This window comes from Lederbergia graminis, assembly GCF_042655485.1.
GTDB lineage: Bacteria > Bacillota > Bacilli > Bacillales > Bacillaceae_C > Lederbergia > Lederbergia graminis.
The window spans coordinates 72,222-85,884 of the sequence record NZ_JBHSMC010000005.1 but is presented as its reverse complement, the minus strand read 5'-3'; the positions used below and the strand labels follow the sequence as shown (position 1 = coordinate 85,884).

At 36.0% G+C, this 13,663-nt stretch carries 11 protein-coding genes; 9 read left to right on the top strand and 2 right to left on the bottom strand.

Features of this window, described 5'->3' with window-relative positions; all coding sequences use genetic code 11:
- The first annotated feature begins 156 nt into the window (after nt 1-156).
- From ACFPM4_RS06605 to ACFPM4_RS06585, 5 genes are all read left to right on the top strand, one after another.
- Nucleotides 157-462, top strand: a complete 306-nt coding sequence (locus ACFPM4_RS06605; protein ID WP_382349251.1) for a UxaA family hydrolase — start codon at nt 157-159, stop codon at nt 460-462.
- Between the two features lie 7 nt (nt 463-469).
- On the top strand, nt 470-1,618 hold the full coding sequence (locus ACFPM4_RS06600; RefSeq protein ID WP_382349425.1) for a UxaA family hydrolase: 1,149 nt from the start codon (nt 470-472) through the stop codon (nt 1,616-1,618).
- 184 nt (nt 1,619-1,802) lie between these two features.
- Nucleotides 1,803-3,248, top strand: coding sequence for an alpha-ketoglutaric semialdehyde dehydrogenase GucD (gucD, locus tag ACFPM4_RS06595; protein WP_382349248.1), 1,446 nt, complete (start codon nt 1,803-1,805; stop codon nt 3,246-3,248).
- 70 nt (nt 3,249-3,318) lie between these two features.
- Complete coding sequence (locus ACFPM4_RS06590) at nt 3,319-4,212, top strand: fumarylacetoacetate hydrolase family protein (RefSeq protein WP_382349245.1); 894 nt, start codon at nt 3,319-3,321, stop codon at nt 4,210-4,212.
- Nucleotides 4,212-6,197, top strand: a complete 1,986-nt coding sequence (locus ACFPM4_RS06585) for a YjhG/YagF family D-xylonate dehydratase (RefSeq protein ID WP_382349242.1) — start codon at nt 4,212-4,214, stop codon at nt 6,195-6,197. The genes ACFPM4_RS06590 and ACFPM4_RS06585 overlap by 1 nt, the downstream gene beginning before the upstream one ends.
- Before the next feature lie 133 nt (nt 6,198-6,330).
- Here ACFPM4_RS06585 and rpsD read toward each other — a convergent pair whose 3' ends face one another.
- A complete protein-coding gene (rpsD, locus tag ACFPM4_RS06580) occupies nt 6,331-6,933 on the bottom strand; it encodes a 30S ribosomal protein S4 (RefSeq protein WP_382349239.1) in 603 nt (200 codons plus the stop codon).
- A 399-nt stretch (nt 6,934-7,332) separates the two neighbouring features.
- Between rpsD and ACFPM4_RS06575 the strand changes: the two genes are divergently transcribed.
- Nucleotides 7,333-8,769 carry a sensor domain-containing diguanylate cyclase gene (locus ACFPM4_RS06575; protein ID WP_382349236.1) on the top strand — a complete coding sequence of 479 codons (1,437 nt, stop codon included), beginning with the start codon at nt 7,333-7,335 and terminating at the stop codon, nt 8,767-8,769.
- Between the two features lie 482 nt (nt 8,770-9,251).
- Nucleotides 9,252-9,584, top strand: coding sequence for a hypothetical protein (locus tag ACFPM4_RS06570; protein ID WP_382349233.1), 333 nt, complete (start codon nt 9,252-9,254; stop codon nt 9,582-9,584).
- A gap of 597 nt (nt 9,585-10,181) precedes the next feature.
- Here the strand turns inward: ACFPM4_RS06570 and ACFPM4_RS06565 are convergent.
- A complete protein-coding gene (locus ACFPM4_RS06565; protein WP_144924189.1) occupies nt 10,182-10,661 on the bottom strand; it encodes a GAF domain-containing protein in 480 nt (159 codons plus the stop codon).
- A gap of 187 nt (nt 10,662-10,848) precedes the next feature.
- On the opposite strand from ACFPM4_RS06565, the gene refZ reads away from it, so the two are divergent.
- Both refZ and ezrA read left to right on the top strand, forming a co-directional pair.
- Nucleotides 10,849-11,502 carry a forespore capture DNA-binding protein RefZ gene (gene refZ, locus ACFPM4_RS06560; protein ID WP_144924185.1) on the top strand — a complete coding sequence of 218 codons (654 nt, stop codon included), beginning with the start codon at nt 10,849-10,851 and terminating at the stop codon, nt 11,500-11,502.
- Nucleotides 11,503-11,912: 410 nt separating this feature from the next.
- Nucleotides 11,913-13,628, top strand: a complete 1,716-nt coding sequence (gene ezrA, locus ACFPM4_RS06555; RefSeq protein ID WP_382349228.1) for a septation ring formation regulator EzrA — start codon at nt 11,913-11,915, stop codon at nt 13,626-13,628.
- Nucleotides 13,629-13,663: the final 35 nt, after the last annotated feature.

Below are 13,663 nucleotides of genomic sequence, written 5' to 3'. Positions count from 1 at the left end.
TAAAAAATATCACTCTGAAATATATCGATTTTTCTCGTATGGAATGTCTGAAAAAAGAAGGTCATCATGATATCGGTGGCGAAATCATAACTTATTCAGAGGAGGTGTCAGTGTTTCATGATAAGTGACATAAACGAAAGGTGGTACGGCATTTAGGTGAATACTTTCCAAGCTGTTACGATGAATGAAAATGATAATGTTGCGGTTGCTATAAAAGACATAGCTAAGAATTCAGCTATAGAATTAAATCATCAGAATAAAACAATTAGAGTACTTGTAGTTGATGATATTGAATTTGGTCATAAGTTTTCAATCCTACCAATTAAAAAAGGTGAAAATATATTGAAGTATGGAGAGGTTATAGGAGTAGCAACAATAGACATTTGCATAGGAGAACATGTTCATATTCATAATTTAGAGGGAATACGTGGGAGGGGTGATCGGGTTGAACAATCAAGATAATAATCTGATGGGGTATAGAAGGCCGGATGGGCGAATTGGTATTAGGAATCATGTTCTAATATTGCCTACTATCACATGTGCGACTCAGGCTGCAAAGCAAATTACTGAATTGGTGGATGGTACAGTTACCTTTATTCATCAACATGGATGTGCTCAAGTAGGCATCGATTATGAACAAACCTTTCGAACATATGTAGGGATGGGCTCTAATCCCAATGTATATGGCGTCGTTGTGTTAGGACTTGGTTGTGAAACACATCAAGCCCGTAGTGTAGCTGAAGAAATTAAAAAAACTGGTAAACCAGTTGAAACAGTTTCTATACAAGACCATGGAGGAACATTATCTGCAATTGCTGAAGGTTCTAAAATTGCAGTCAAAATGGTTCAAGAAGCATCTATGCAACAAAGAGTACCTTTTTGCTTCGATGAGCTAATTATTGGAACGGAATGCGGTGGATCAGATGCATGCTCTGGGATTTCCGCTAATCCAGCTGTAGGAGCAGTGAGTGACATGATTATTGATCGGGGAGGAACAGCAATATTAGCTGAGACAACAGAACTGATTGGAGCGGAGCATTTACTTGCAGAACGAGCTGTTGATGATCATGTGTCCAAAAGGGTGTATCAAGTAATATCTGCTATGGAAAACAGGGCGATTATGATGGGAGTAGACATCAGGACCGGAAACCCAAGCCCTGGAAATATTAAAGGTGGGTTAAGCTCATTGGAAGAAAAATCATTGGGGGCTGCCACAAAAGCAGGTACTAGAACTTTACAAGAATTAATAAATTATGCAGAAACACCAACAAAAAAAGGGTTAGTATGGATGGATACACCTGGTCATGATATCGAACAATTAACTGGAATGGCTGCAGGTGGAGCACAAGTCGTATTATTTACAACAGGTAGAGGAACTCCAACTGGATCACCTATTGTTCCTACTATAAAAATTGCAACTAATACATCAATTTTTGAAAGAATGGAAGAAAATATAGATTTGAACGCGGGAACGATAATAGAGGGCAAGGAAACAGTACAAGATGTAGGGAATAGAATCCTAGATGAAATTGCTATGGTATGTATGGGTAAGAAAACGAAAGCTGAAATCTTAAAGCAACATGACTTCGGAATTTGGAGAATAGGTCCTACATTTTAAATTTATTTTACATGATAAAATATAGATTTAGTAAAGCTTTAGTAAACTATTTTTAATAACAAATACCCATAAGAATACAGGGGTAATTATAGTAAAAACTAGGGTTTATTTAAAGTAATTTACTAATATGGTAGAATGATACTGTAACGTCCTATCTAAGAATTCTCAAGGAGGATATTCAATTATGAAAACGTATTCAAATTACATAGCTGGAAAGTGGAGTCCATCTGCATCTGGGAAGACGAAAGAAATCATTAATCCTGCTACTCAAGAAGTTGTTGGGAGTGCTCAAGTTTCAACTACTGAAGACTTGGATGCCGCGGTGAATGCAGCTACCGAAGCAAGGTTTTCTTGGGCCAAATTATCTGGTGCTGCACGTGGTGACTACTTATATAAAGTGGCAAATCTTATTGAAGCGCGCTTGGACGAAATTGCCCAAACGATGACGGAAGAGATGGGTAAAACTTTTCCGGAAGCAAAAGGAGAAACTGCAAGAGGAGTCGCAATTTTACGTTATTATGCAGGAGAAGGATTGCGGAAAATTGGGGATGTCATTCCATCAACTGACAATGAGGCATTTATGTTTACAAAGCGGGTTCCACTTGGAGTAGTAGGTATCATCACTCCATGGAATTTTCCTGTTGCGATTCCAATTTGGAAAATGGCTCCCGCTTTGATTTACGGAAATACGATTATTATTAAACCTGCATCCGAAACAGCGATTACGGCAGCAAAAGTAATCGAGTGTTTTCATGAAGCTGGAATTCCTGAAGGGGTAGTCAATATGGTTACTGGACCTGGAAGTGTCATTGGTAATGGTATCGTGAATCATCCAGGTATTACGGGAATCTCATTCACAGGATCTGATACGGTTGGTAGAGAAATTGCCAAAGGAGCAGTGGCAAGAGGAGCTAAATTTCAACTTGAAATGGGAGGGAAAAATCCTGTCATTATTGCTGCTGATGCCGATTTAGATAAAGCAGTTGAAGGTACAATAAGTGGAGCTTTCCGTTCGACTGGTCAAAAATGTACAGCAACCAGCCGTGTTCTCGTTCATAGCAGTATAAAAGATGCTTTTACGGATAAATTACTTTCTGCAATGGAAGATATAAAAATCGGGAATGGCATGGAAGATGGAGTTTGGATGGGACCTTGTTCTTCTGAAGCACAAATGGAGACTGTTCTTTCTTATATTGAAAAAGGAAAAGAAGAAGGGGCCAAACTAATTCATGGTGGAAATAGATTAACAGATTCAGAATATGGTAAAGGATTTTTCGTAGAGCCGACTATTTTTGATGATGTAGATAGTAAAATGCAAATTGCCCAAGAAGAAATTTTTGGACCAGTCATTGCACTCATCCCTTTTGATGATATAGAAGAAGCATTTAATCTTGCAAACGATACACCGTTTGGTTTGAGTGCGTCTATTTACACAGAAAATATTGGAGCGATGTTGCAGTTTATTGATCAAGTAGATGCTGGGTTAGTAAGAATCAATGCTGAGACAGCAGGAGTTGAACTGCAAGCGCCATTTGGTGGAATGAAACAATCAAGCTCTCATTCACGTGAACAAGGTGAAGCAGCAATAGAATTTTATACATCGATCAAAACTGTATTTGTAAAAGGCTAATATAAAAAAATATAAGTAAAGCATTCGCTCCACATGGATGTGAATGCTTTACTAAAAAGGAGAGGGATCAATGAGAATCATCAATTATCGTACTGACGCACAAACGGAAAAATTGGCAGCGGTTACAATTAGCTCAAAAGTATATCCTTTGCCGTTTAGGACTTTCCAAGATTTTTTAAAAAAATGTGAAGAAGAGAAAATGAGTTACCTTACACTCGTACAAGAATTGATTATTGGAATTGAACCTTTAGATAAATCTTTGGAAGAATTAACTCTTAGTCTACCTATCAATGCATATGAAGTGTGGGCAAGTGGTGTCACCTATTTAAGAAGCAGAGATGCAAGAAATTATGAATCTCAAGGCAATGAGCCAACCGTTTCCTATTACGATAAAGTATATGTCGCAGAACGTCCTGAACTGTTCTTGAAGTCGACTGATCGCAGAACGATTGGACCGAATGATCCGCTTTATTTACGTTCTGATTCTAATTGGATCATACCTGAACCTGAACTCGGTTTGGTTATTGACGGAAATGGAACAATCGTTGGTTATACGATTGGTAATGATATGAGCAGTAGAGATATTGAAGGGGAGAATCCTTTATATTTGCCACAAGCAAAAATGTGGAAGCATTCCTGTTCAGTCGGCCCTGCAATTTTATTAGCGGAGACGGTGGACAATCCATATGACTTTGAGATTATCTGTAGAATTTTTAGAGAAGGTGAAAAGGTATTTGAAGACAGTGCAAATACCTCCCAATTAAAGAGATCATACGAAGAGCTTGTCGAATATTTAATGAGAGATAATATCGTGTTCCCTGGTACGGTATTATTAACGGGAACATGTATCGTCCCTCCGAATGATTTTACATTAAATGATGGTGATTTGGTTGAGATTGAAATTCCGAGAATAGGGAAATTAATTAATCCAGTGAAAGCGCAGTTGCCATTAGAGGTGCAATGATGACCTATTCTTTAGATGAATTGTTATATACTGCTCCAAACAATATAGAAAATATTGAAACGAAAGCTAAGGGACCTGAAGGAAAACTACCATTGACAGATTATATGTTACGTCATTCTCCAAGTGGCGATTTATTTGGTCTTTCACAAAATGTTGGGATGGGGTGGTCGCCGAATAAATTAAATGGTAAAGAGGTATTATTGCTTAGTACACAAGGCGGGATGAAAGCGCCGGATGGATTTCCAATTGCTCTCGGTTACCATACGGGACATTGGGAAGTAGACCAGTTGATGAAAGAAGCAGCAATGGAAATTAATCGTGCAGGTGGCATTCCATTTGCTGCTTATGTGAGTGATCCATGTGATGGTAGATCGCAAGGGACAACGGGAATGTTTGATTCTTTCCCATATAGAAATGATGCGGCTATTGTCTATCGCCGCCTCATTCGTTCTCTTCCAACGAGAAAAGCGGTCATTGGCATTGCGACTTGTGATAAAGGATTGCCGGCAATGATGTTAGCACTTTCTTCCATGCATGATTTACCGACGATTATCATTCCTGGTGGTGTCACGTTGCCCCCTGAATATGGAGAAGATGCTGGAAAAATACAAACGATAGGTGCACGTTATTCCAATAATGAAATATCATTAGAGGAAGCAGCTGAACTTGGTTGTCGAGCATGTGCAACACCTGGTGGAGGCTGCCAGTTTTTAGGGACGGCAGCAACCGCTCAAGTTGTAGCTGAAGCTTTAGGATTATCGCTTCCTCACTCTGCTTTGGCTCCTTCAGGACAAGAGGTCTGGAGAGAGCTAGCAAAAAATTCAGCACGTGCAGCGATTCATATGGAACGTGCAAAATTAACAACAAAAGATATTTTGACAGATAAAGCAATTCATAATGCGATGGTTGTCCATGCAGCCTTTGGTGGGTCGACTAATTTATTATTACACATACCTGCTATCGCTCATGCGGCAAAATGTAAAATTCCAATTGTAGAAGATTGGATAAAAGTAAATCGTCAAACACCAAGACTAGTAAGTGTGCTTCCTAATGGTCCGGATTATCATCCGACAATCCGAGCTTACCTTGCAGGTGGAGTCCCAGAAGTTATGCTGGAATTAAGGAAATTAGGATTGTTATATGAAGACGTCATGACGGTGACAGGTAAAACATTAGGTGAAAATTTGGATTGGTGGGAGCAATCTGATCGAAGAAAGAAAATGAAGGATCGATTGCTACTAGCTGATCATATTCATGCGGATGAAGTGATCATGTCAAAGGAAAAAGCACGGAAAAAGGGTTTGACTTCTACGATTACTTTTCCGACAGGGAATATTGCACCTGAAGGATCGATTATTAAATCAACATCAATCGATCCCGAAAAAATCGATGAAGATGGAATTTTTTATCATAAAGGGATGGCGAAAGTTTTTACAAGTGAAAGGGATGGTATTGAGGCAATTAGACAAGGGAGAATTAATGCAGGGGATATTATGGTTGTTTCGGGTTGTGGTCCGCTAGGTACCGGAATGGAAGAGACATATCAACTTACCTCTGCACTTAAGCATCTTTCATTTGGAAAGCATGTCACTTTAATTACCGACGCACGTTTTTCGGGAGTTTCCACAGGGGCTTGCATCGGACATGTCGGCCCAGAAGGATTGGCAGATGGTCCGATTGGAAAACTGCGCGACGGAGATATTATTGAAGTAAAAGTAGATACCGTTCAACTCGTCGGACATGTTCATTTCTTAGGTACGGAAGACAAACCAGTGTCACCTGAACAAGGAGCAGTTATTTTAAATGAGAGAGAACGGATTGCTATTAAACCAGCCGAAGATTTACCGGATGATACACGTTTGTGGGCGGCATTGCAAAAGGTGAGTGGTGGAACGTGGAATGGTAGTATTTATGACGTGGATAAAATAATAGAAGTATTAGAAGCTGGAGAAAAAGCATTAGCGCTTGATAGAGTTAAAAATTAAAAACTCGAGAGAAAAGCTGTAACTTATATCCTTTTTTGCAGACATATATTATTCTAAAGCAACAAAAAACCCTAGAAATGTGGATAAATCAACAATTCTAGGGTTTTTATTTTGCTCTTTAAGAGGTATTCTATTAACGAGAGTAGAACTCAACGATGAATGATTCGTTAATTTCAGAAGGTAATTCAGAACGCTCAGGTAAGCGAGTAAGAGAACCTTCAAGTTTCTCAGCATCAAAAGAAACGTATTCAGGTACGAAGTTTGTAGCTTCAACAGATTCTTTGATGATTGATAAGTTACGAGATTTTTCGCGAACGCTAATAGTTTGTCCAGGAACTACTTTGTAAGAAGGAATGTCTACACGGCTTCCATCTACAAGAATATGTCCATGGTTTACTAATTGGCGAGCTTGACGACGAGTGCGTGCAAGACCTAAACGGTAAACGATATTGTCAAGGCGTTGTTCAAGAAGAATCATGAAGTTTTCGCCGTGTTTACCTTTCATTTTTCCAGCTCTAACGAATGTATTTAAGAATTGACGTTCGTTAACACCATACATATGACGTAGCTTTTGTTTTTCTTGAAGCTGTAAGCCATATTCAGATTGTTTCTTGCGTTGGTTTGGACCATGTTGTCCAGGCGCATATGGGCGCTTTTCTAATTCTTTCCCAGTACCGCTTAGTGAAATACCAAGACGACGGGAGATTTTCCAGCTTGGGCCAGTATAACGAGACATAAAAGTCTCCTCCTTTGGTTTTATTTTGTTGTAAAATAAAAACCGATATGAGACAGCAGATATGTGTATTTTGTTTTCATGTACCTTCGCCCTAGCAGCAGCGGGTTACGCGATACACCTCTATGAATAAATGACTATTTCAATAAAGGAACAAAATACGAACATACAGTGTTCATCTAGGCTGCAATTTATTTTACACAACGACCATTATATATTTTGTCGAAAATAAAGTCAACCATCGATTCGGAAAATGTTAAAAATATCCTAGGTATTAAGTTCTATTTGTGATATAATTTATATTATGTTTGATATATTGCAATTGTATGATAATTTTTGTCGGAAATTTCTTGTATACAGGTAAGAGAAGTGGCAATTATGAACATGACTAGGTGGGTTGAGATGGATAACCAAATGAATCCCATTTTAATAAATAATTCTAAATTAGAAGAAATTAAATATAAGGAATTATATAGAGTTACAGAAAAATTTCATTCAACAATGAATACGAACACTGTCCTTGCCGAAATTATTCAAACTCTAAAAAAAGTCTTTCCCCAGTATGATTATTATTTATTGTTATCTAATGATTACGATACGAGTGCAAATTTACCAATTAAGAACTTGGAATATAAATCTGAAAATGCTGTTGCCATTTCTGCATACATGAATGCTTCCATTGAACTAGAAGAAAGTGATTATCCGATTATGTATGCACCACTTAATGGAAAGCAAGGTGTATATGGAGTATTACAAGTGAAGTCATACTTAATGACACCATTTGAAAGTAGTCAAATTGATTTTATTAGATTGTTAGCAAATACAGCTGGTAGCGCTTTAGAGAATGCAAAGTTATTCCAACAATCACAAAAATTAATAGAAGATTTACGTTTGTTAGATGAAATATCTCAAAAATTAATTTCTACTAAAAATATAAAAGAGATGTTTCGTTACTTATATGAGCAAATATCCCACTTAATTCAGTCAAAAAGAATTGGTTTTATTATGATGGACGAAGGTGTACCTAAAGTACTGGAAGGGAGCTCCGATTGCTTTCATGAACCAAGTTTTGAATCAATGATTAATACATTATTAGAGAAAACAAATAATTTCGATGATGCACTATTTATGGCAGAAGTAAAAGATATGCCTGAATATATTCAAGCACAGTGTAGCTCTTTTATGTCAGTTCCGTTTTGTTATAATAATTCAGTTAAGGGTTTAGTTATTGTCCTTGGTGATGAACCATATAGTTTTAGTTTTGAAATGTTTCGATTACTACAATCATTAATACAGCGTTCTAGTATTGCTGTATCCAATTTATTATTGCGAGAAAAGCTAGAGAATATGGTGATTACCGATCATCTTACGAAGTTAAACTCACGAGATTATATGAATGAACGAATTGAAATTTCCTTGAAAAATGATTATGAAGGTACTTTCATATTAATAGACTTGGATGACTTCAAAGTAATAAACGACACTTATGGACATCAAATAGGTGATGAAGTACTTATTCAAGTTGCGACCATTATAAAAAATAATCTGCGTTCTACTGATATTGGTTCCCGTTGGGGCGGAGAAGAATTAGCGGTATATTTACCAAATGTACCATTGGAAGACGGTGTTAAAATTGCTAAACGTCTTTTACATCTTGTATCTACTGAGACGAAACCAGCAATTACCATGTCATGTGGAATTACTCATTGGTTAAAAGGCAGTGAAACAAACTTTAAAGATTTATTTAGTCAAGCAGACGCCGCGCTTTATAAGGCGAAAAACTCAGGGAAAAATAAAATTGTTGTTTATAATGGTGCTACAGTAGAAGTTTGTAAATGAAGCATTGCATTTGCAATTGTATATACGTTTGGTTGGTGAATATTTCTAAAAGGTTCCGTATTAAGGTGCGTATTGATTAAATGACATTAAAAACGACGCGTGTATTGGCACGCGTCGTTTCCCTTTGTATAAGGCGTTAATGGCAATTAAAGTCAGTAGTGACATATCATTTGAGGAAATCATTTGCTCCTCACCACCGACTGAATGACTAAAATAAAGCTAATAGGATGCAATTTACCCCTGCTCAAAGAATAGGAATAGTTAAAAATAACCTTTATTTGGAACGATATTATTAATAAGAAAATGAATTCGAATATAATTTTGTTGAGGACCTCAAATATCAGCAATCTTCACCTATTTACTCCATTAATAACCTTGTCATAATAATATTGGCTACTTTCGAAAAGATTAAGTTATTTTTTAAAAAAAGTATGGGAATTTATGGAGATTAATAATATATATTCATAAGGAGAGATTATTTAATGTTGTACGGATTAGTAAGCATTTTACTCACTGTTTTATTATTTGCTTTTTTAATCTCAGGGCTAGTCTTAAGTAGGAAGCATTCATTTACGGCAGGAGTTTACTTTTTTCTTATCCTAATTGTGCATAAAATTTCGTCTTACTTTTACTCACTACTTATAAGAAACTACATCAATACACTTACTGAGAGTGGAAAAGAACCTCCAATGGGTATGTCAATCGGAGAATTAGTTAGTTGGTTTTCATTAATTCCAACAAGTGTTTATATTATTGCTTTTGGAGTTTTAATTATTGGACTATACAATATGCGAAAGTCAAAAATAGCAATGTAAACAGGACCTCTTATTTTGAGGTTCTTTGTCTGCGCTTATTAGGGGGCTATCCCAGTCAGGTAGTTTGATTTTTGACAGTTTGAAATAAAGTTTCCTGCAGAGCTATCTTAGTGACGAGCTAAGAATTCCAAGCATATATAGTCCAAAAGGAAATAATCTATACGAAAATAAACTAATAATAAAGAGCTTGGGACAATAGATTATGGTTGCAAATAAAAACCGAACTATAACTTGATTTCAAAACAAGATAGTTCGGTCGCCTTATCAATTATAAAATTTTTATAGTTACCAGCGGAGGAAATACACGAAGACTCCTGCGGGAATAAAGGCCTCGATGAGACCCCACAGGCGCAGTTAGCGCCGAGGAGGCTCATTAGCCGCCCGCGGAAAGCGAAGTGTATTTCCGTAGCGGTATAGCTACACTTACATTGTTCGGATTTACATCCAGGTCAAATCGTTTTGTCTCAACCTCTTTATTTGTCACTATTAATAAATATTCTAATGTCATTTAAGGTTATTTTGAAACTGTACCTCAAAACGGAACCCTTTAAAATATTTCTCACACTCTTTAATATCACATACTTGTATGTGTATCAATCAAATATACTTCAATAAGCTCTCTACGAATAGCTCTAGGTTTTCTCGATCAATATCATCAAATCTATCTTTTTCAGGACTATCAATATCCAGAACTCCAATTACTTCGCCGTCTTTAATCATTGGAACAACAATTTCAGATTGTGATGCAGCATCACAAGCAATATGTCCTGGAAATGCATGTACATCTTCCACAACAATTGATTCTTGTTTAGCAACAGCTGTACCACAAACACCTTTTCCGACCGGTATTCGAACACAAGCAGGGAGTCCTTGGAAAGGTCCAAGCACCAATTCACCTTTATCCATTAAATAAAAACCTACCCAATTGATCCGTTCAAAAAATTGATTCAAAAGTGCGGATGCATTGCTTAGATTCGCTATATTATTACTCTCTCCTTCTAACAAGGCTTCAAGTTGTTTTATCAACAATTGATAACTTTTTACTCTATCTTCACTATAAGATGATACCTTAAACATCTTAATCCCCCTTCATTATATATATAGTTCGACGAAAACCGCATAATTCCAAGGTTTCGAGCACAATATGTCGATAATTTTTTAAAGGAATTTCAATATTTTTCACGAAATGGAAAAGTAAATGCAGTTCATTCATTATAAAACAAATTTATAAAAATATTCAAGATTTTTGAGAGGAAGTTATAGAATGAATGACCAAAAAGTGGGAACAAAAGATAATATAATTGACGCTGCAATATATCTATTTAATTCAAAAGGTTATGAAGGAACAACAGTCCGAGAAATTGCAAACAAAGCTAAGGCTAATATTGCAACTATTTCTTATTATTATAGTGGGAAACAAGGCTTATTAGAAGAATGTTTAATTCGTTTTTTTGAACCGTATTTAGTTTGCTTAGAGGAAGAAGTAGAGAAGTTGGAAATCGACCATCCTTTAATTTGTTTACAAAGAGCAGTGAAAAGAATACTAATTCTTCAGAGCAAGAACCATTTACTTACTCGGTTTGTGTGGCGCGAAGTCACGATAGACTCACAAACATCTAGGGAAATCATTACGACGTATTTAATGAAAGAAAGATATTTATTAAAGACGATGATACAATCCGCATTAAAAGAAACAAAAACAGCATTACCATTAAGTATGATCATCATACAGTTAAAAGGAATGCTTGTTATGCCATACGTTAACAGTCAATATGTCCAAGAAGTATGGGGCTTAGGCTTACAGGAGAACTACTTTATTGAAAAATACAATATCATTATTAGAGGTTGGTTAGAATCATTACTTGGAAAAGCAGAAAATCCATATAGTCAGAACGAAAAGGCAACATATATAGGATAAATATAAATTATTTTATTAAGTAATATGAGAGTGAGACGACAGAAAGTGTATGATATTTCCGAAGCGATATAGTTACACTTACATTGTTCTAATTTAAATTGAGTTCAAATCGTTTGACAAACTTCTTTTGCCCTTTAGAAATGATTCTGGAATGAAGGATTTACTTCGCACTACGCAGAGCCTTCCAAGAGCGGGAATAAACTGTATAAATTCATCAGTTATTAAGGAAATTTTTTCAGTTGCCTCCATATTTGTGGAGGATTTTTTTATGGAAAGGATTTTCTTATAAAAAAATTGCTTATAATAGTCAAAAAATGTCGTTTACATGGTATTATAGAAGAATATAATTCGATTCTTATTAATTTTATACATATATGGTTTGTTGTAGATGGAAGGAGCAGGGGCTTACAATGAAATTCGGTGTGGTTGAAATCGTTATAAGTACGATTGTACTAGTCCTAATACTATTTATAGTTGGATATATTATTAGAAAAAGGTTTTATAAAGAAGTAGATAAGCTCGAATCTAAGAAGTTAGATTTGATGCACCGTCCTGTAGTGGAGGAAATGGCAAAAGTTAAACAATTAAATATGAATGGCCAGACCGAAAAATTATTTGAAAGTTGGCGACAAACATGGGACGAAATAATCGCTGTTCGTTTGCCAAATATTGATGAAATGCTTTTTAATGCGGAGGAATATACGGATAGATATCGGTTTAAAAAGGCCAAGGAAACTCATCAAGAGATAGAAAAGATGATTAATCAAATCGATAATGATATTACTTCTATCCTTGAAGAACTCCAGGAGTTAATTGGTAGTGAAGAGAAAAACAGAAACGAAATTGCTGACCTTCTTGAAAAATATAAAAGTTCCAAGAAAAACCTATTATCCCATAGACATATATACGGTGTATCTGCACAGCATCTTGAAGTACTTCTAGATTCAATCGGAGAAAAAATAGCTAATTTTGAAAATTTAACAAGTGGTGGAAATTATTTAGAAGCGCGAGAAGTGGTGTTAACTCTTGCGGATGAAATGGACGTCTTAATTAGCAAAATGGAGCAAATCCCTGATCTATTAGTGGAAATTCAATCTGTCATTCCTAGTCAAATACAAGAATTAAAAGACGGATTGAATGCGATGGTAGCGGAAGGCTTTATATTAGAGCATTTACAAATAGATGAACAGCTCGAACAGATTAATAAAGAATTGGAAGCATATAAAGACTTCGTATCAAAAGCTGAAGTAGAAGAAGTGGAAACGGGATTAAATGAAATAAAAGAGCAAATAGATACTTTGTACGACCTACTTGAAAAAGAGGTTTATTCAAAACACCATGTTATTGAGGAAAATGAACAAGCTGAAATTATTTTAAATCAATTGATGGAAGTGAGCACAGCTATTTTAGATGAAACAAAGATTGTTCAATCTAGTTATCAATTGTTAGATCATGAGCTAGAAATTCCAAGGAAGTTTGAAAAAAGCTTGAATCAACTGAAAAAACGCTATGAAGTACTAAGGGCAAAAATTGCCGATGAAATTACTGCGTATTCATTATTGAGCGAGGAATTAACAGATATTGATACTCAATTGAAAAAGATGCAAATTGAGCAAAATGAATTTATCGAGCGACTTCAAAACTTGAGAAAAGATGAGCTAGAGGTTCGTGATAACCTAGCAGTTCTGCAAAAACAAATAAAAGAGATATTGCGAAAGGTTAAGCAAAGCAGTATGCCTGGCCTTCCGAATGATTTCGAAGCGCTGTATGAACAGGCAGAAGAACAAATTGCGGATGTATATAATAGCCTAAATGAAAAACCTTTAAATATGAAATCTGTCCAAAAGTTTCTTGATGAAGCCCAAGATACTGTAAAACACTTATACAGCAGGACAGAGGAACATATTGAGACATCATGGTATGCCGAAAAGGTGATTCAATATGGAAATCGATATAGGGGCCGCAATTCACAGTTACGATCAGAATTAGAGAAAGCAGAAAGAGCTTTCCGAAATTATGATTATAAAGCGGCGTTAGAACAAGCTGCTACTGCTGTAGAACAAGTGGAGCCGGGTGCACTAAAAAGAATTGAAGAATTATTTAATGAAGAATTACCTAAGAACTAAGAGGACTGCACTCGCAGTCCTTTTTTACACGGAAT